The sequence below is a fragment of the Pseudomonas sp. SAS7 genome (assembly GCF_052112345.1).
GTDB classification, from domain to species: Bacteria; Pseudomonadota; Gammaproteobacteria; order Pseudomonadales; family Pseudomonadaceae; genus Aquipseudomonas; species Aquipseudomonas putida_Q.
Window position 1 is genome coordinate 38783 of the sequence record NZ_JBEGGO010000024.1, and the last position, 18432, is coordinate 57214.

At 57.2% G+C, this 18432-nt stretch carries 16 protein-coding genes; 10 read left to right on the forward strand and 6 right to left on the reverse strand.

From position 1 onward, the window contains the following. Window positions 1-32 precede the first annotated feature (32 nt). From ptsP to ABI582_RS27495, 3 genes are read left to right on the forward strand one after another with little or no spacing between them, the layout of a single operon-like run. Window positions 33-2885 carry a phosphoenolpyruvate--protein phosphotransferase gene (gene ptsP, locus ABI582_RS27485; protein WP_442120852.1) on the forward strand — a complete coding sequence of 951 codons (2853 nt, stop codon included), beginning with the start codon at window positions 33-35 and terminating at the stop codon, window positions 2883-2885. Continuing rightward, entirely contained in the window at window positions 2886-3833 is a 948-nt protein-coding gene (pfkB, locus tag ABI582_RS27490; RefSeq protein WP_442120853.1) for a 1-phosphofructokinase, read from the forward strand. Next, window positions 3830-5569: a PTS fructose-like transporter subunit IIB gene (locus ABI582_RS27495; RefSeq protein WP_338746102.1), complete on the forward strand. Its 1740-nt coding sequence runs from the start codon at window positions 3830-3832 to the stop codon at window positions 5567-5569. The genes pfkB and ABI582_RS27495 overlap by 4 nt, the downstream gene beginning before the upstream one ends. 60 nt (window positions 5570-5629) lie before the next feature. Here ABI582_RS27495 and ABI582_RS27500 read toward each other — a convergent pair whose 3' ends face one another. Continuing rightward, window positions 5630-5851, reverse strand: coding sequence for a DUF3820 family protein (locus ABI582_RS27500; protein ID WP_174370526.1), 222 nt, complete (start codon window positions 5849-5851; stop codon window positions 5630-5632). A 202-nt stretch (window positions 5852-6053) separates the two neighbouring features. On the opposite strand from ABI582_RS27500, the gene ABI582_RS27505 reads away from it, so the two are divergent. Further along, window positions 6054-6530, forward strand: coding sequence for a ferritin-like domain-containing protein (locus tag ABI582_RS27505; RefSeq protein WP_138737424.1), 477 nt, complete (start codon window positions 6054-6056; stop codon window positions 6528-6530). On the opposite strand, the gene ABI582_RS27510 is transcribed toward ABI582_RS27505, so the two are convergent. Continuing rightward, a complete protein-coding gene (locus tag ABI582_RS27510; RefSeq protein ID WP_338746103.1) occupies window positions 6527-8017 on the reverse strand; it encodes a sensor domain-containing diguanylate cyclase in 1491 nt (496 codons plus the stop codon). The two genes, ABI582_RS27505 and ABI582_RS27510, sit on opposite strands and share 4 nt — an antisense overlap. Window positions 8018-8335: 318 nt before the next feature. On the opposite strand from ABI582_RS27510, the gene ABI582_RS27515 reads away from it, so the two are divergent. From ABI582_RS27515 to ABI582_RS27540, 6 genes are all read left to right on the forward strand, one after another. Beyond that, window positions 8336-8740 carry an NUDIX hydrolase gene (locus tag ABI582_RS27515; RefSeq protein ID WP_442120854.1) on the forward strand — a complete coding sequence of 135 codons (405 nt, stop codon included), beginning with the start codon at window positions 8336-8338 and terminating at the stop codon, window positions 8738-8740. 472 nt (window positions 8741-9212) lie between these two features. Beyond that, window positions 9213-10151 (forward strand): GSCFA domain-containing protein, encoded by a 939-nt coding sequence (locus tag ABI582_RS27520; protein ID WP_442120855.1) that lies wholly within the window; start codon window positions 9213-9215, stop codon window positions 10149-10151. Window position 10152: 1 nt separating this feature from the next. Continuing rightward, window positions 10153-11451 (forward strand): hypothetical protein, encoded by a 1299-nt coding sequence (locus tag ABI582_RS27525; protein WP_442120856.1) that lies wholly within the window; start codon window positions 10153-10155, stop codon window positions 11449-11451. After that, window positions 11435-12295 (forward strand): UDP-N-acetylmuramate dehydrogenase, encoded by an 861-nt coding sequence (gene murB / locus ABI582_RS27530; protein WP_442120864.1) that lies wholly within the window; start codon window positions 11435-11437, stop codon window positions 12293-12295. Before ABI582_RS27525 ends, murB begins: the two co-directional genes overlap by 17 nt. Continuing rightward, complete coding sequence (locus tag ABI582_RS27535; RefSeq protein ID WP_442120857.1) at window positions 12292-12747, forward strand: NUDIX domain-containing protein; 456 nt, start codon at window positions 12292-12294, stop codon at window positions 12745-12747. Before murB ends, ABI582_RS27535 begins: the two co-directional genes overlap by 4 nt. A gap of 742 nt (window positions 12748-13489) precedes the next feature. After that, window positions 13490-14089, forward strand: a complete 600-nt coding sequence (locus ABI582_RS27540) for a class I SAM-dependent methyltransferase (RefSeq protein WP_442120858.1) — start codon at window positions 13490-13492, stop codon at window positions 14087-14089. A gap of 238 nt (window positions 14090-14327) precedes the next feature. Here ABI582_RS27540 and ABI582_RS27545 read toward each other — a convergent pair whose 3' ends face one another. From ABI582_RS27545 to ABI582_RS27560, 4 genes are all read right to left on the reverse strand, one after another. Beyond that, window positions 14328-15662, reverse strand: a complete 1335-nt coding sequence (locus tag ABI582_RS27545; protein ID WP_442120859.1) for an OprD family porin — start codon at window positions 15660-15662, stop codon at window positions 14328-14330. A 205-nt stretch (window positions 15663-15867) separates the two neighbouring features. Beyond that, window positions 15868-16092 (reverse strand): hypothetical protein, encoded by a 225-nt coding sequence (locus ABI582_RS27550; RefSeq protein ID WP_049277257.1) that lies wholly within the window; start codon window positions 16090-16092, stop codon window positions 15868-15870. Between the two features lie 287 nt (window positions 16093-16379). Beyond that, window positions 16380-17783, reverse strand: a complete 1404-nt coding sequence (locus ABI582_RS27555) for a heavy metal sensor histidine kinase (protein ID WP_442120860.1) — start codon at window positions 17781-17783, stop codon at window positions 16380-16382. Then, entirely contained in the window at window positions 17758-18432 is a 675-nt protein-coding gene (locus ABI582_RS27560; RefSeq protein WP_012270545.1) for a heavy metal response regulator transcription factor, read from the reverse strand. The genes ABI582_RS27555 and ABI582_RS27560 overlap by 26 nt, the downstream gene beginning before the upstream one ends.

An 18432-nucleotide genomic window follows, 5' to 3' on the forward strand; every position in this document is an offset into this window, starting at 1 on the left:
TACCCGACCGGGAACTGCAAAAGGAGAAGGTCATGCTCGAACTCGCCAAGGAGCAGATAGCCATGGGCCAGACGGCCGCCGACAAGGCCGGGGCGTTGCGCCTGCTGGCGGACCGGCTGGTTGCCGATGGCCTTGTCGCGCAGGGGTATCTGCAGGGGCTGCAGGACCGCGAGGCGCAAGGCTCCACCTTCCTTGGCCAGGGCATTGCCATCCCCCATGGCACCCCGCAAACCCGTGACCTGGTGTATGCCACCGGCGTGCGCCTGCTGCAGTTTCCCGAAGGCGTGGACTGGGGCGATGGGCAAATGGTCTATCTGGCCATCGGTATCGCCGCCCGTTCCGACGAACACCTGCGCTTGCTGCAGCTGCTGACCCGCGCTTTGGGCGAAACCGACCTGGCCGAGGCGCTGCGCCGGGCCAGTTCCGCCGAAGCGCTGCTCAAGCTGCTGCAAGGCGCGCCACAAGAGCTGGCGCTGGATGCGCAACTGGTCGGCCTGAACCTGCCGGCTGAAGACTTCGACGAACTGGCCTGGCGCGGTGCCCGCCTGTTGCAGCGCGCCGATTGCGTCGACAGCGGTTTTGCCGCTGTGCTGCAGCAGGCCGAGCCGCTGCCACTGGGCGAGGGCCTGTGGTGGCTGCACAGCGAGCGCCAGGTGCGCCAGCCGGGCCTGGCTTTTATTACCCCACAGCAGCCACTGCGTTACCGCGACCAGCCGCTCAATGGCCTGTTCTGCCTGGCCAGCCTTGGCGCTGCTCATCAGGCCCTGCTTGAGCGCCTGTGTGAAGTGCTGATCGAAGGACGCGGGCAGATGCTCTATCAGGCCACCAGCAGCCGTGCAGTGTTGGAAGTGCTGGGCGGCGAGGCGCCAGCAGACTGGCCCAGCGCGCGCATTGTGCTGGCCAACCCGCATGGTTTGCATGCCCGCCCGGCCAAGGTGCTGGCGCAACTGGCGAAAGGTTTTGAAGGAGAAATCCGTATACGCCTGGTCGACAGCGCGCAACCGGCGGTATCGGTGAAGAGCCTGAGCAAGCTGCTCAGCCTCGGCGCCCGTCGTGGCCAGGCCCTGGAGCTGGTGGCCGAGCCGGGTATCGCCGCCGATGCCTTGCCGGTGCTGCTGGCTGCTATCGAACAAGGCCTGGGTGAAGCGGTGGAGCCGGTGCCGCAAAGCGCGGAGCCGGTTGCCAGTGTTGCCGAGCAGGTGCTGCAAGCCCCCGCGGCCGGTAGCCGGGTTCAGGGCGTGGGCGCTGCCCCCGGCATTGCCAGTGGCCCTGCCCATGTGTGTGTCGAGCGTGAGTTCGACTACCCCCTGCGCGGCGAATCCTGTGCCCAGGAACGGCAAAAGCTGCGCCAGGCCCTGGCAACGGTGCACAGTGAGCTGCAGGCCTTGGTCCAGCGCAGCGACAAGGCCATTGGCGAGATTTTCGTCACTCACCAGGAAATGCTCGCCGACCCGGCCTTGACCGATGACGTTGAGCAGCGCCTTGCCCTGGGTGAGAGTGCTGCGGCGGCGTGGATGGCAGTGATAGAAGCCGCGGCGCGCCAGCAAGAGGCGTTGCACGACGCCCTGCTGGCCGAGCGTGCCGCTGACTTGCGCGACATCGGCCGCCGCGTGCTGGCGCAGTTGTGCGGTGTGCACGCCCAGGCTGAGCCCGAGCAACCGTACGTACTGGTGATGACCGAAGTTGGCCCGTCCGACGTCGCCCGGCTGGACCCAAACCGGGTCGCCGGTATCGTCACTGCCCAGGGTGGCGCCACGGCACACAGCGCCATCGTCGCCCGTGCCTTGGGCATCCCGGCGGTGGTAGGCGCGGGGGCGGCGATCCTGTTACTGGCAGCAGGCACACCATTGCTGCTGGATGGCCAGCGCGGCGTGGTCAGCGTGGCGCCGCCGGAAGATGAATTGCAACGCGCCCTGGCCGAGCGTGATGCGCGCGAACAGCGTTTGCAGGCCGCCTGGGCCAACCGTTTTGAACCCGCTGTCACCCGCGATGGCCACGCCGTGGAAGTGTTCGCCAACATCGGTGAGAGCAGCGGTATCGCCAAGGTGGTGGAGCAGGGCGCCGAAGGTGTGGGCTTGCTGCGCACCGAACTGATTTTCATGGCCCACACCCAGGCCCCCGACGTGGCCACCCAGGAGGCCGAGTACCGTCGTGTGCTCGATGGCCTGGACGGGCGGCCGCTGGTGGTGCGTACCCTTGATGTCGGCGGCGACAAGCCGCTGCCGTACTGGCCGATCACCGCCGAGGAAAACCCCTTCCTCGGCGTGCGCGGCATACGCCTGACCTTGCAACGCCCGCAAGTGATGGAAGACCAGCTGCGCGCCTTGCTCAGGGCTGCCGACCAGCGCCCGCTACGCATTATGTTCCCGATGGTGGGCCAGGTGCATGAGTGGCGCGAGGCGCGGGCCATGGTCGAGCGCCTGCGTGCAGAAATCCCGGTGGCCGACCTGCAGCTGGGCATCATGGTCGAGGTGCCTTCGGCGGCCCTGCTGGCAGTGCAACTGGCCCGCGAAGTGGACTTCTTCAGTATCGGCACCAACGACCTGACCCAATACACCCTGGCCATCGACCGTGGCCACCCCAGCCTTTCGGCCCAGGCCGACGGCCTGCACCCGGCGGTATTGAGCCTGATCGACATGACCGTGCGCGCCGCCCATGCCCACGGCAAGTGGGTAGGTGTATGCGGCGAGCTGGCGGCCGACCCCCAGGCGGTGCCTGTGCTGCTGGGGCTGGACGTGGACGAACTCAGCGTGTCCGCGCGCAGCATTGCCGAAGTCAAGGCCCTGGTGCGCCAGGCCGATCATCAGACGGCCCGCGCCCTGGCGCGCGAGGCCCTGCAACAAGACGGCGCCGCAGCGGTTCGCGCGCTGGTGGAGCGTTACTGAATGGCCAAGATCCTCACCCTCACCCTGAACCCGGCGCTGGATATCACCATCGGCCTCGATACCCTGCGCCCGGGGCAGGTCAACCGCAGCCAGGCCCAACAGAGCCACGCGGCGGGTAAAGGGCTGAACGTTGCCCAGGTACTGGCCGACCTGGGGCACAGCGTGACCGTTGCTGGTTTCCTCGGGCGCGATAACCTGCAGCCGTTCGAGGCGCTGATCGACTGGCGCGGCTTTACCGACTGCTTTGTGCGCGTACCCGGCGAAACCCGCAGCAACATCAAGCTGGTTGAGGGCGATGGCCGCGTCACGGACATCAATGGCCAAGGCCCGGAGGTCGACGAGGCGGCATGCAGTGCCTTGCTGCTCCGCCTGCAGCAGGTCGCCCCGGGGCACGATGCCGTGGTGGTGGCGGGCAGCCTGCCGCGAGGGATCAGCGCCGACTGGTTCCGCCAGTTACTGGACCGGTTGAAGGCCCTTGGCCTGAAGGTGGCGCTGGACAGCAGCGGCGAAGCCTTGCGCGCCGGCCTGCAAAGCGCGCCCTGGTTGGTAAAACCCAATACCGAAGAGCTTGGCGAAGTGCTTGGCCAGGCTGTGGATAATCCAGCGCAGCAACGTGCTGCCGCCGAGCAGTTGCTGGCCCGCGGCGTCGAACATGTGGTGGTGTCTGCCGGCGAGCAGGGCGTCAGCTGGTTTGCCCGCGACCTGGCCCTGCATGCCTGCCCGCCCAAGGTAACGATTGCCAGCACGGTAGGGGCGGGGGATTCGCTGGTGGCCGGCATGGTCCATGGCCTGCTGCAGGGCGAGGCCCCTGCGCAGACGCTGGCCCGTGCCACGGCGATTGCCGCCCAGGCGGTCACCCAGGTTGGCTTCGGCATCCGTGACCGTGAGCAGCTGGCGCGACTGGAAGCCGCGGTGCAACTGACAGAACAACAAGAGGGTTGCCGATGAACATTGCCATTGTCACCGCCTGCCCCAACGGCCAGGTGTCGAGTGTGCTGAGCGCGCGCTTGCTGTCTGCCGCTGCCCAGCGGCGCGGTTGGAGCACCAGTGTGGAAGTGCAGGATGCCGGGCACCCCGAGCGGCAACTGAGCGCCGCGCAGATCGCCGAGGCCGACTGGGTGCTGGTGATCAGCACCGGCCCGGTGGACCTGGCCCGCTTCGTTGGCAAGCGCGTGTACCAGAGCACGCCCGCCCAGGCCTTGGCCGACCGCGAGGGCTTTCTCGATGAAGCGGCGGCCAACGCCCAACTTCTGCTAGCCGCAGCAGACGCGCCGGCCGCGGTTGCCAGCGCCGGCATACGCATCGTCGCAGTCACTGCCTGCCCGACGGGCGTCGCGCACACGTTCATGGCGGCGGAGGCCTTGCAGCAAGCCGCGCAACACATGGGCTATCAGCTCACAGTCGAAACCCAGGGTTCGGTCGGTGCGCGTAATCCTTTGTCTGCCGAGGCCATCGCTGAAGCGGATGTCGTGCTGCTGGCTGCTGACATCGAAGTGCCTACCGCGCGGTTTGCCGGCAAGCGCATCTACCGGTGCGGCACCGGCATTGCACTGAAGCAGGCACGCGCCACCCTGGAGAAGGCCCTGGCCGAAGCCAAGGTGGAAAACAGCGCCGATGCCGCAGCGGCGGCCACGACCGCGAAGGGTGAGAAAACGGGTGTATACAAGCACTTGCTCACCGGCGTGTCGTTCATGCTGCCCATGGTGGTGGCGGGCGGCCTGCTGATTGCGCTGTCGTTCGTGTTCGGCATCGAGGCCTACAAACAGCCGGGCACCTTGCCGGCTGCGTTGATGCAAATCGGCGGGGAGGCCGCGTTCAAGCTGATGGTGCCGCTGCTGGCGGGCTATATCGCCTGGTCCATCGCCGACCGCCCGGGGCTTGCGCCGGGCATGATCGGTGGCCTGCTGGCCAGCACCTTGGGTGCCGGCTTCATCGGTGGCATCGTCGCCGGCTTCATTGCCGGTTACAGCGCCAAGGCCATTGCCCGCTGGGCGCGCTTGCCCAGCAGCCTGGAGGCGCTCAAGCCGATCTTGATCATTCCGCTGCTGGCCAGCCTGATCACTGGCCTGGTGATGATCTATGTGGTCGGCCAGCCGGTGGCGGCCATGCTCGAAGGCCTCACGCACTTCCTCGACAGCATGGGCACCACCAATGCCATTCTGCTGGGGCTGTTGCTGGGTGGCATGATGTGTGTCGACCTGGGTGGGCCGATCAACAAGGCCGCCTATGCCTTCTCGGTGGGGCTGCTGGCGTCGTCGAGCTACGCACCGATGGCGGCGACCATGGCCGCCGGCATGGTGCCGCCGATCGGCCTGGGCATCGCCACCTTCCTGGCCCGGCGCAAGTTCGCCCAGAGCGAGCGCGAGGCGGGCAAGGCCGCGTTGGCGCTGGGGCTATGCTTCATTTCCGAAGGGGCGATCCCGTTCGCTGCCAAGGACCCACTGCGGGTGATCCCCGCCAGTATCGCCGGTGGTGCGCTGACGGGGGCATTGTCGATGTACTTTGGCTGCAAGCTGATGGCGCCGCATGGCGGCTTGTTCGTGCTGCTGATCCCCAATGCGATCAACCATGCCTTGCTGTATTTGCTGGCTATCGTCGCGGGTAGCCTGGTGACGGCGGTGGTGTATGCAGTGATCAAGAAGAGCGAGCGGGTAGAGTTGGCCGTGGCGCCCGTCAAAGGCTAGCGACTTCTGTAGCCTTTACTGGCCTCTTCGCGGGCATGCCCGCGAAGAGGCCGGAGCAGGTCAACGCCCATGCTTCTTGCGCAACGGCACCAGCAGATCCCCCAGCCCGTTGTGGTCGATTTCATGCATCAACGCCAGCAATCCGCCCAACTCACCCGCGGGGAAACCCTTGCGCGCAAACCACGCCAGGTAGTCCCCCGGCAGGTCGGCAATGATCCGCCCTTGGTATTTGCCGAACGGCATGCTGCGGGTCACCAGCAATTCGAGCATTTCCGGCTTCATCATCGACGCACCTGGCTGTGGAAAAGCGCCGACCATACTGCAATCTGCACGAAGGCCCAAGCGGCAATCATGCAGAACGCAGCCATCAGTCGTTTTCCGGTTTTATATAACCAATTGAAAAATAAAGAATTTATTTAATTTGAAAGCGTGGCACGAACGCTGCACCGGTATAGATGACTATCACCTGCCAAGGAGTTCGACCATGAGCAACCCCAACAAAGACGTGATTGACGTACTCAACGACCTGATCGAATACAGCAAGGATGGCGAGAAAGGTTTCAAAGCCTCGGCCGATGATGTGAAGAATCCCGAGCTGAAAGCGTTCTTCGTTCAGCGAGCCGGTGAATGCGCCAACGCCGCTGGCGAACTGCAAAGTGAAGTGCGCCGTCTGGGCGGCGACCCGGAAACCTCCACCAGCATCAGCGGCGACTTGCATCGCGGGTGGGTCAACCTGAAGTCGATGGTTACCGGCAAGGACGAAGAAGCGGTGCTGAACGAGGTTGAGCGCGGTGAGGACCACGCCCTCAAAGCCTACAAGGAAGCGCGCGAGAAGCTGGTAAAACTGGGCCGCAGTGCCAGCGACATGACCTACAACCTGGTGGAAAAACAGCTGCAAGGTGTGCAGCGCAACCATGACCAGGTAAAAGCCCTGCGCAACGCCGCCCGCGCCCGTTCCTAGGCGTCAGGGCCTTCTACCTGGTTACGGCCCTTGGCCTTGGCCCGGTAGAGCGCTTCGTCTGCAGCACCCAGCACGCCGCTCAGGTCGTGCTGGGTGGCGGACACGCCGATGCCGATGCTCACCGTCACCGCATGGACGTCATCGGCAAAGGGTGCCAGCGCTTCGACGCTGGTACGAATCCGCTCGGCTAGCAGCCGCGCCCCTGCAAGATCGGTTTCTGGCAGCACCACCTGAAACTCCTCCCCGCCATAACGAGCCGCTACATCAGCCGGCCGGCGAATGCTCGCCTCGATGGTCTTGGCCACCTCACGCAACGCGTGGTCGCCACCGGCGTGGCCATGGCGCTGGTTGAACGCCTTGAAGTGGTCCACATCTATCATCAGCACCGCCAGCGGCTTGCCATTGCGTTGCGCGCGCGCCCACTCCTGGCGCAGTACCTGGTCCAGACGGCGGCGGTTGGCCAGGCCGGTCAGGCTGTCGGTTGCGGCCAGCGTCGCCAGACCTTGTTCGGCCTCCTGGCGGCGGCGCAGTTCACGGCCCAGCAGCAGCGTCAGCCAGAGAATGCCCACGCACAGCACGCCCGTGGCGACGCTGACCAGAATCGCGGTGCGTCGCCAGGACTGGAACACCTCGTCGGCCGAGTGCACCACCAGCACGATCAGCGGCAACTGCGCGACCCGGGCGAAGGTGTAGATGCGCGGGTTGCCGTCGCTGCCAGAGCGGGCAGTAAAGTTACCGCTCTGTTCGCTGAGGATGCGCTTGAAGTTGGCCCGCTCGGCATAGTTGGTGCCGATCAGCGGGTCTTGCGGGCGTGAGGGCTGGCGGGCGAGGAGCTGCCCGTCGGTATTGAACAGGTTGATGCTGCTGTCGTCACCAATGTCCAGGCGCTGGAACAGCTCACTGAAGTACGACAGGCGCAATGCGCCTGCTGCCAGCCCGGCAAACTCGCCATCGGGGCCGGAGATGCGCCGGCTGAAGCTGATACACCAGTCCAGGTCGCCGAGCTTGGCCTTGAATGGCGGGCCTACCAGCAAGCCCAGATTGGCGTTGGCCTGGTGTGCCTTGAACACACCGGTTTCGCCAAAGTTGGCCTTGCGCGGCACATTGCTGGTGGAGTCGCCCACCACATTGCCTTGCTTGTCGAGCCACAGCACGTCACCGCGTTTGCGGTCGACGAAGGCTTCATTGAACAGCAGGCGTTGGCGCAACGGCCCGGGTATTTCCGGCAGCTCCTTGCGCCCGACGGCCCAGATCAGGCCTTGCAGTGACTGGTCGTAGAGTTCGGCGTTGCGCAGGATGTCGCTTTCGATCAGCTGGACGATGTTGTTGGACGAGCGAATCGCCGACAGCTCGACGCTGTCACGTTCACGCGCCAGCAGGAAGCTGACGATGGCCACGATGGCGAGCACGGCAAGGCAACTGCCCAGGTTGAGGGTCAGCTCGGGGTGCGACCTGAAAAATGCGAAACGCGGTAATCGGGTGGGCATGCTCGCTACTGCGTGGGCAGGGCCATTCGCGGCGGCGACATTCTAGGGAAGCCGTGATTGTCGGACAAGATTTGTCCGACGGAATCACGTTGTGCTGCATATCTTGATGTATCCCGCAGCCTTGGAGCGAGGTCGCGTTGCGCCGATCGGGCGGCGCTTGATTTCATAGGCGCCGAACATGCTGTGCCGAGCACCTTCCATCACTGGTACCTTCTCAGGCACTTTTCGTCACAACTTAAAACATTTTCTTATTTGACTAAGCTGCGACAAGTACTAACCTATTGACACTTATTTTCTAAGTGGCCTAGGGATTGATACATGGCATTTGACGATACATTTCGTTTGAGTTCTCATGCTGTGATACTTAACGAAAACAATGAGGTGCTTCTATTAAAAGCAAACTACGGAAGTTTCTCGTGGGGGCTTCCCGGCGGGGCCTTAGAAATTGGGGAGACTATTCATGAAGCATTAGTCAGGGAGTGCCTTGAAGAACTAAGTCAGCCAATCACCGCTGCAACACTGACTGGTGTATATTACCATAAGCAATATAACTCACAGGCTTTTATCTTTCGTTGCAGTATAAATGAAATTTCAAAAATAACGTTGAGCAGTGAGCATTCAGAGTACAATTTTTTCCCCATAGCTTCTCTCAGTGAAATCCAAGGTATTCGTGTCAATGATTGTTTAAACTTTTCTGGAGTCGTTACCAGCAGGAAGTTCTGAGCAAAAATTTTAATTATCCCAGCTTTCCATAGTATTCACCGAGCAATCCTACCCCCGCTTAACGCCCTTCATCTGCCCGCCAGAGCCGCGCCAAACAATTTCATACCTAGCTCTTGACTTTGCTGCTCGCAAGTTGACCTATCCCACGTATTGAATGCTTCTATTGCAGGCCGTATGAGGCATGCGCGCGTAATAAACTGCTCAGTTGAGCCTCGCATCTATTAGTTTGTACTAAATGTTTCCGCAGCTGCAATCCTTCATGTATCGCCAAGCGAGCACATGAGATTCAAATTATGGGGAATCAATAACGCATTGATATTACACAGAATAATCCATGCCTTGAAAATCACCTACATCACTAGTAGAAATTTCCTACGGTAACTTACCGTATTTCTCATCGCGATTTGTTTTAGGATCAGTATCGCAAGCTACTACTCAGATAAAACCTACGACACGATCACCGAAGGCAGCGATGAAGAAATATAATGACATGGATTTTATAGGCACAAGGTGGAGCAATTCCACGCATTCCCCATACAAGACACGAAATGCAAGCAGGTGGCTAACGAAGCGCTCGAAAATCTTATCAATTGGAAGCTGCTTTGCAGTTAATTTCGCACGCTGGATCTCTTTGCATAATATCTCTACTACAGCTCCCGAGTGGGGCCTACATTACAATACAAAAACTATACTTAATGAGCTGTCGCTTTGTACGAACGGATTACAGAGAAACATTACTTGGGCGGTCCAATCAGCCGATGGCAGGGTCCGTTTTCATGACGCAAAGAGACATCCCATCAATAAAGACTCCGAATTTGAGCTATCAGAGGAGCAGCTCAAATTAGAGACTCATGGGAAAAACGCAATAAAAAACTCTACTGCCTTCATCATCACCGTTGGTCTCAGCGAGATTTGGGAGCAGAGGATTGGAGATGAGTGGCATTACTTAAATCGAGCGCCCCTGCGAAATATCATATCTGACAAGCCACTCATCTTTCGCCACCGCTTTCAGACTGTAAGTGAAATTAAATCTGACCTTCTTGAAATAATAAATACTATTCATTCCGCACACCACGGAGCAGTACCAATAATTTTTACAGTATCTCCAATACCGTTAAAAACTAGCGGTGTCCCTTACGACCCTCGGATTGCAAATGTCAGGTCCAAATCAAATCTGGTTGCTGCAATTCATGAATTATTTGATGAACACCCAGAGCTAGAAAGCGTTTCATATTTCCCTGCCTTTGAGATGTTTTTTCAATCCTCAAGCCTACCCACGGCATGGCAGCATGATGGACGGCATGTTACAGCAGAGAAAATAGACTCCGTCTGTAGGATGTTCATCTCAATCTATGCGAAAAATAAAGAACAATTCAACAAGAATATCAATTTTATAGTGCCGGAGGTTTGAGGTGAACAGTGCAACTCTTACGCCATTAAATTACGATCTAAATCTAATACCTACGATTCATATATCACCCTCGAAAAACTCAACGCTTCCGTTATTAGCAGCCTCCATACTGATCGAAGGAGTCACCCTTCTAGAAATTGATGATGATCATATTGAAGATATTAAAACCATGATTATAATCCTGTCCAAGCTAGGTGCTCACTGCATCCAAGAAAAAGATCGATTAATCATTGATGCGCGTGGTCCTATTTACTCCGAAGCTTGTTTTAAAGAATGCTCGGATACGCGATACAGCTTATTACTGCTTGGTATATTGAGCTCACGGACTGGAAGTGCCAAAGTTTCGGTCCCTGGTGGCTGCGACCTGAACCGTCCTTTCGATTATCATGTCGAGTGCCTAACCAAGCTCGGAAACACAGTAAGCTATAACGATGACGAAATATCATGCACCAAAACTGCTGAACCGATAAAAACACTACAGTTACCGTACCCATCTGTTGGCACCACACTTCAAGCACTATTTTCTTGTGCCACTGGCAGTATAAACTCAACAATAACCATCCAGAATGCGGCTCTGGAGCCAGAAATTGATGATGTCATAGCCTTTCTCAATAAGGCCGGCACAAAAATTTTGCGAAACGGTAGTGACTTGATTGTAGTGCCCGTGAGCAATCAAACACTACAAGGAATCAAGCACAAACCCATTTATGATCGAATCGAGGCTAGCTCATATGCTTTTGCATCGATGGCCGTTAGAAAGCTGGTGCTGCTTAAAAACTGCCCAACTCAGTTCATGAGTGAACCACTTCAAATACTTGATAATTTGAAGTGCGCTTACTTTCTATTAGGCGCAGGTGACATCCTGATCGATGGCAGAGTATTTGAGGAAAATCAGCCCCTCGAAATCACAGCGCGCCCTTATCCAGGTTTTCCCACAGACCTGCAACCTATCTTAGCCGCTCTGTGCTGCACGCTTAGTTCAAAAAATATAATTCGAGACATGGTTATGCCATGCCGGACAAATTATGTCGATGAACTCAGGAAAATGGGCGCAGAGATTTCCTGCTTGGAAAATACAATTTCGATAAACGGGTTCAAAAAGAAAGCCAATCAAATATCGATAAACGTATCTGCTCCAGATCTGCGAGGTGGAATGGCAATTGTTCTGTTAGCTATCTCCAGCGGATGTCATATTAATATAACCGCCTTTAATCAAATATTGCGTGGCTACTCAAGAATAATAAGCAACGCCCAAATACTTGGGGGGCAGATAACTTATGATGATGCCAAAAAAATCTGACCTTACGGAATTTAATTCTTACTGTATTAATTCAAGCGCAGAGTGCACGTACTCTCCAACCAATTTGAGTGAACTGAAATCCGCAGTAGCACATAGCGAGGGCACAAATCGAATAATACTTGGAGGTGGTAGCAATGTAATCCTCAGCAAGTCCAACTATGATTGCGATACTTCATTTTTACTAATGCAGCGGATGCCCAAAAAAATCACTTGGGAAGACAATTTTTGCACGGTAAGTAATTCAGTCCGACTACAGACACTCGTCCAAGAATCAATTGACAGAGATCTGACAGGCCTCGAAAGACTGATAGGAATACCTGGCACAATCGGCGGAGCTATTTACATGAATGCCGGAGCTTTCGACTGTGATATTCATCAAACGTTAGTAGAAGTAACAACTATCAATATTGAAAATGCCTTAATCACCACTTATAACAAGGGCGAGCTAAATAACTCTTATCGAACCAGCATTTTTCAGGGTAGCAGAGAAATTATCATACAAGCAAAATTCAAGTTTATCCGAAGTGCACATGGCCAAGCCGTCGCTGTGTCAGCGAAAGCCATTCTCAATAAGCGCAGTATGACAATACCCTATATTTTACCGAACGCCGGAAGCGTGTTCAAAAGACCTAACCATGAGCTTAGGGTGGGTGAAATGATCGAGGCGTTAGGGATGAAAGGGTTTCGGATTGGGGGGGCTATGATATCCGAACTTCACGGCGGCTTTATTGTAAATATTTGCCAAGCAACCGGAGGCGACGTGATAGCACTAGCCCAATATATAAAAGACGCGGTTTTCAAAAAATACAATGCAACACTAAATCTAGAACAAATCATAATATGAAACTCTATTTCCTTGAGAATATCACAAGTAAGATCAAGTCAATTCTCGGATCCCCTAGCCTAGGCGTTAAAGCTGTGATATTTAACAACAAACAGCAAGTTCTTCTGATACAGCATACTTATCGTGTTGGCTGGCATTTGCCAGGAGGAGGAATAATTGCAGGAGAAACACCGCGTGGGGCCGTCTGCAGAGAAGTACTAGAGGAAACAGGCCTTAAAATTTCCAATCCTTTACTCACATCCGTACTATTGAATAAATGGAGGTATCAGCATGACTATGTCTTACTTTACAAGGTAACTGATTTTTTAGGTTTCCCAGAAATTCAAGATCATCATGAGATAGAAAACATTGGGTGGTTCAACTTGAACAAGCTACCAGATGGGATCACATCAAACACTAGAAGTCGAATATCCGAAATTCTTAATGGAGACAACCAAAATGATCACTGGTAACCATTTAAGAGTCACTTGCCTGCAAAAGCTAAACAGCACATGCCAAGAGTGGGTGCCTGACATAGTGTTCTCCTTCATTGATCCCGGCACTCGATTGACAGAGTACTTAGAGTATCAACCGGCTAAACATTTTATTTATGAGCTCTATGATCAAGAGCAAAACGCAAATCTTGAGCACATGGCATCAACCGTAAAAAGATATATGCGAGACATCAGCTCACTAGAAACCCGAGTTGGTACAAAATTACTGTTTCACTGCCACGCGGGCGTAAGCCGAAGTACCGCATTCGTTTATATTTACTTGTATTATCATGGGTCTAACGCCTTCTCGCAGCTATTGCAGTTAACAAACAAGCCCTGGCCAAACTATAAAATATGCGAAATCACTGAAGAGCTTTACTTTTGTGCTGGGGATCTTACCTCAGACCTCCAGCATTACAGGCAACAGCACAAAAAACGCTTGCGAGCTTACAGGCGCCTTAATCTTGCCAGAGGTTTAACTTCACCAGTAAAAAGATAAATCAGGATTTCTATATGAAAGACTACAGACTTGCAACTGGATTAAATGATAAAAATCGTCTGCAAATATTGAGTGAAATCTACAACCCCTCAAGCTTGGTTTTCTTGAGAAAACACGTATTTGACACTCAGGCGCCAGCATCAATGCTGGAGATAGGGTGTGGCCATGGACATATGACTTGCATCTTGGCTAAAGCCTTGAGTCCACACGGGGGGGGGAATCATGGGTAGGGATATATCCGAGAGTCAGCTTGAAATTGCAAGGGAGGCTGCAAGAAAAAATAATCTTAGCAATATCAGCTTTGAGTGCAGTGATATTAGTGATAAAACTGAAGTCCCTGGGGGCTTTGATTGCACCTACAGTCGTTTCCTCCTCATGCATTTGCATAACAGAGTAGACGCCTTGAGATCTATAAGCGAATCATTATCGCAGAGTGGGGTCTCAATATTTGAAGAGCCTTGCCTAAGTAGTCAGTTTTGCCACCCCTACTTTCCGGAGTTTTATGAGGCGAATGCCTTAACAATTAAGCTTGGCGAAAAACTGAACCTCAATTACAACAGTCCCGTGTCACTGCTGGAAGAAATCTCACAATTTTATCACATACAAGCCATTAACGTTTCGCAGCCTATATTGGCCACAAGCGAACACAAAATGATAATCTATGAATCATTTAAGCAAGTTTCAAAAGATTTACTAAGTCATGCCCTCTGCAGCGAGGCAGATGCACATCGAATAGCTGAGTCGCTTTATAACTTTTCTTACTCTCCCAGTGGTTTTGCAGCCGGACTGAGAGTGCTACAAATAAAGGCGCGGCTGAAATAGAAAATCAACTTGAGCAGCTATCAGTTGAGTACTAGTTTACTGCCATATGACCGCATGGCTCGACACTGCGGCGAACAGACAAGGCGGTCGCGTAGATTGGCATAGGCGCTAGTGGCCCGAAACAAAATGTGGGAGCGGGTTTACCCGCGAAGAATCCACCGCGGTGCTTGGCACCGGCTTCGCCGGTGTTCGCGGGTGAATCCGCTCCAGGGTTATAGGTTCTCCCTACAAACCGGAATCAGAACACGTTCAGCGGGTAGTCGACGATCACCCGCACTTCGTCGTTGTCGCTGTTGCTGTCGATCGACGCATAACCCTGGCTGCCACGGTGGGTGGCGTAGCGCACCAGTACCGACAGGTCCTTCAGGTCACCCTCCTGGAACACGTACTTCACGTCCAGGTCACGTTCCCAGTGCATGGCGTTCTTGCCATCTTCACGGTAGTAGTCGTAGTGGCTGGTGTCCTGCGTGGCTTTGGTCAGGTCGGCTTCACCGCGCGAGTACGACAGCGAGGTGGTCAGGCCAGGCACGCCGACACCGGCGAAGTCGTAGTCGTACTGCAGCTTCCACGAGCGCTCGTTCGGCGCGTTGAAGTCCGAGTACATGCGCGAGTTGTCCAGGTACACGCTGTCGCCCAGGTTGATGTAGTCGAACGGCGTGTTGCCATTGACCCGCTGGTAGGCGGCGGTGACGCTGTGGAAGCCTGCGTTGACGGTGAAGTGCACGCTGTAGGTGTTGTTGTCGATCTTGCCCAGCAGGGCCTGGCCGGTATCCTGGGTGTGGTAGAAGTGCACGCCCGGGTTCAGGCTGACCAGGTCGTTGACCACGTAGGTGTAGTCGAAGTCAGCGTAGTACTGGTTCCAGATGTCCTTCAGCTCGGCGGCGTAAAGGTTGGTGGTGATGTTGTCGGTACCGCTCCACGACGCGCCGGCCCAGTTCAGGTGCTTGCTCTTGTCGTGCTCGTCCAGCGACCCATAGTAGGTGTCGATGCGGCGGTGGCCGCTCTGGTTGTACGGGTGGGTGAAGCTCACCTGGCCGCCTTCGAGCAGCAGGCCGTCGATGCTGGTGTTGGTCAGGCTCACACCACGGAAGGTCTGCGGCAGCATGCGGGTTTCGCCGCCAGCGATCACCGGGTTGGTGAGGAACAGGTCACCGGCTTTCAGCTCGGTGTCGAACGCCTTGAGCTTGATCGCAGCGCCGGCAGTGGAGAACGAGTGGGGGGCAGCGCCCAGCTCACCGTCGTCCTTGATGTGCTCGGGCAGGATGCTGGTGCCGGCATGGCCGCCACCGCCGTCCAGCTTGAGGCCCAGCATGGCATGTGCATCGAGGCCAAAGCCGATCACGCCAGGGGTGTAGCCCGATTCGAAGCGTGCAACCGCGCCCTGGCCCCACTCGCGGGTGTCACGCACGCCGGCGTTGTGGTTGTCGCGGTTGAAGTAGGCATTACGGAAATGCAGGTTGAAGGACGAGCCTTCGATGAAGCCATCAGCCTTGTCTTCATCTGCCTGGGCGGCGAAAGGGATCGTTGCAGTCAACGCAATGAATAGCGGGGTAAAACGGAACGCGGAAGGCACCGGTACTAGCTCCTTTGGTCTGACGGTGGGGCAGTTTTTATTTTTGAATGTGCGTCTTTTTTATAGGTAGACGTTACAGCGTGGCTGAGAGTTAAAGCACATAAAAAAAGCCGCTGATCGGCAGCGGCTTTAAAAGGCTAACATATCGGCACCGGTGGTGCCCATGGCGTAGCCAAGGGAAATCTGGAGCAGTGACAGCGCTTGATCAGCTGTCGGCGTTGGCATCGACAGAAACTTTGGAAGCTGTCTGTTTTGCGTCTTTGGCGGCGTCAGCCTTGTTTGCAGCTACCGCCTCGCGGGCGTCTTGATGGACGGCGGCGAGCTCTGCATTACGGGTGACGAAAGCGCTGGATTCTTCGGCCATGGCCAGGGGCGACAACAACAGGGAAGACAGAACGAAGACGCTGGCAATACCCATACTGTTGGACATTTGAAACTACCTTCTTGCGGTGCAAGTGCTAATGAGGACAGGGGTAAAGTTAGCCCTTTCAGTACACTTGAAACAGAGCGAAGTGCGATAAGCACTGTTGCGCAAAAGGTAACGATCCAAAGAAAAGCAATAGTACTTTCGCCGCAAACTCCCGCGCTAGAGAGCCTGCGCGGTCCTTGTAGGAGCGGCCTTGCGCCGCGAATGGGCTGCGCAGCGGCCCCGGCAATCTCGGCCCTGCCAGAGAGTCTGGGGCCGCTTCGCGACCCTTTCGCGGCACAAGGCCGCTCCTACACAGAGCGCGCTGGCCTCAAGGTCGGCAACTGGATACCGAAGGTATTGAGCCCGGCCCCACTGCGCACAAACACCTCCCCCCCATGCATCAGTGCAATCGCCTTGACGATGGCCAACCCCAACCCATGGTTGCCGCCACCGCTGTTGCTGCGCGCCGCATCCACCCGGTAGAAGCGTTCGAACAGCAACGGCAGGTGTTCATTGTCAATCGCCGGCCCCGGGTTGCTCACCGCGATGCTGACCTGCTCGGGCCCGGCATCGATCTGCACCTGGATCACCTGATGCGGCGCGGTGTGCTGCACGGCGTTGTTCAGCAGGTTGATCAGCGCCCGGCGCAGCTGGGCCTTTTCGATGGGCGCCTGGGCGTCGCCGATCACGCTCACGCTGACCTGGGCGTCTTCGAGGATGTAATCCAGGTAGTCGAGGGTGGTTGCCACTTCCTCGGCCAGGGAGGCCTGGGTCAGGGCGGTAGCCTTGCTGCCTTGGTCGGCGCTGGCCAAAAACAGCATGTCGTTGATGATGCTGCGCAGGCGCTCCAGCTCTTCCAGGTTCGATTGCAGCACCTCGAAGTAATGCTCGGCACTGCGGCCGCGGGTCAGCGCTACCTGGGTCTGGCCGATCAGGTTGGTCAGCGGCGAGCGCAGCTCATGGGCGACGTCGGCGTTGAAGGCTTCCAGCCGTGAGTAGGCCTGGCTGACCCGGTCGAGTGCGGCGTTGAAGGCGCCCGCGAACTGTGCCAGCTCCGGCGCCAGGGCATGGGTTTGCAAACGCCCGTCCAGGCGTGGCGGGGCCAGGGCCTGGGCCTCGTTGGACAACGCCAGCAGCGGGCGCAGGCCAATGCGCGCCACCCAGTAGCCCAGTATTGAAGCCAACAGCACGCCAAGCACCGCCAGCCCGACAATCGCCACCAGCAGGCTGTGCTGGGCCTGCCAGAAGGTTTCGGTGTCGATGCCGATCAGAAAACGCATCGCCGGCCGCTCGCCCAGCGCCGGCAGCTCACTGACCAGCACCTTGTACGGGTAGGGCCGGTCGGGCAGGTGCAAGTCGCGCATACCCTGCGGGCCTTCGGCGAAGGCACGTACCAGCTCGCTGGGGTGGCCGTATTCGTAGGCCGGGTTGCTGCTGACCACCCAGAAGCGGATGCGCTTGTCTTCTTCGCTGAGCAGGTTGAGCTTGTTGTTGATCTTCGCCCAGTGTTCCTGCGTGCCGAAGCGGTTGAGGGTGGATTCGAGCACGCTGAAGCGTGCGTCCAGTTCGGCCTGCGGCAGCAGGTCCAGGCTGCGGTCGACCTGGCGATACAGCGCCGAGCCAATCAGCAGGAACACCCCCAGTGCCACCAGGATGAACAGCGCCGACAGACGCAGGGCGATGGAATTACCCCGCACGGTTTTCCAGGACATAGCCCATGCCTCGGATGGTGTGCAGCAGCTTGTTGTCGAAGGGCCCGTCGAGCTTGGCGCGCAGGCGTTTGATCGCCACTTCCACGACGTTGGCATCGCTGTCGAAGTTGATGTCCCAGACCAGCTCGGCAATCGCCGTCTTCGACAGGATTTCACCCTGCCGACGGGCCAGCACGCTGAGCAGCGAGAACTCTTTGGCAGTCAGGTCCAGACGCTGGCCGGCGCGGGTGGCCTTGCGTGCCATCAGGTCGATCCACAGGTCTGCCACCTGCACCTGCAACGGTTCATGGCTGCTGCTGCGGCGGGTGAGGGCTTGCAGCCGGGCGACCAGTTCGAGGAACGAGAACGGCTTGCCCAGGTAATCGTCGGCGCCTTCGCGCAGGCCATGAATGCGGTCTTCGACCCGCTCACGGGCGGTCAGCATGATCACCGGCGTCTGCTTGCGCGCGCGCAAGGCGCGCAGCACGCCATAGCCGTCCAGGCCAGGCAGCATCACATCCAGCACGATTACCGCGTAGTCGCCCTCCAGGGCCAGGTGCAGGCCATCGATGCCGTCCCGTGCCAGGTCAACGGTAAAGCCCTGTTCGCTCAGGCCGCGATGCAGGTAGTCGGCGGTTTTTTCTTCGTCTTCGATGATCAGCACACGCAT

Excerpts from the sequence above, each read along its gene's own strand:
- ABI582_RS27500 (WP_174370526.1), bottom strand. The coding sequence starts at position 5,851 with ATGAAGCCGGAAATGCTCGAATTGCTGGTGACCCGCAGCATGCCGTTC.
- ABI582_RS27520 (WP_442120855.1), top strand. The coding sequence starts at position 9,213 with ATGAAGAAATATAATGACATGGATTTTATAGGCACAAGGTGGAGCAAT.
- ABI582_RS27510 (WP_338746103.1), bottom strand. The coding sequence starts at position 8,017 with ATGCCCACCCGATTACCGCGTTTCGCATTTTTCAGGTCGCACCCCGAG.
- ABI582_RS27505 (WP_138737424.1), top strand. The coding sequence starts at position 6,054 with ATGAGCAACCCCAACAAAGACGTGATTGACGTACTCAACGACCTGATC.
- ABI582_RS27515 (WP_442120854.1), top strand. The coding sequence starts at position 8,336 with ATGGCATTTGACGATACATTTCGTTTGAGTTCTCATGCTGTGATACTT.
- ABI582_RS27550 (WP_049277257.1), bottom strand. The coding sequence starts at position 16,092 with ATGTCCAACAGTATGGGTATTGCCAGCGTCTTCGTTCTGTCTTCCCTG.
- pfkB (WP_442120853.1), top strand. The coding sequence starts at position 2,886 with ATGGCCAAGATCCTCACCCTCACCCTGAACCCGGCGCTGGATATCACC.
- ABI582_RS27560 (WP_012270545.1), bottom strand. The coding sequence starts at position 18,432 with ATGCGTGTGCTGATCATCGAAGACGAAGAAAAAACCGCCGACTACCTG.
- ABI582_RS27555 (WP_442120860.1), bottom strand. The coding sequence starts at position 17,783 with ATGTCCTGGAAAACCGTGCGGGGTAATTCCATCGCCCTGCGTCTGTCG.
- ABI582_RS27535 (WP_442120857.1), top strand. The coding sequence starts at position 12,292 with ATGAAACTCTATTTCCTTGAGAATATCACAAGTAAGATCAAGTCAATT.
- ABI582_RS27495 (WP_338746102.1), top strand. The coding sequence starts at position 3,830 with ATGAACATTGCCATTGTCACCGCCTGCCCCAACGGCCAGGTGTCGAGT.
- murB (WP_442120864.1), top strand. The coding sequence starts at position 11,435 with ATGCCAAAAAAATCTGACCTTACGGAATTTAATTCTTACTGTATTAAT.
- ABI582_RS27540 (WP_442120858.1), top strand. The coding sequence starts at position 13,490 with ATGGGTAGGGATATATCCGAGAGTCAGCTTGAAATTGCAAGGGAGGCT.
- ptsP (WP_442120852.1), top strand. The coding sequence starts at position 33 with ATGCTCGAACTCGCCAAGGAGCAGATAGCCATGGGCCAGACGGCCGCC.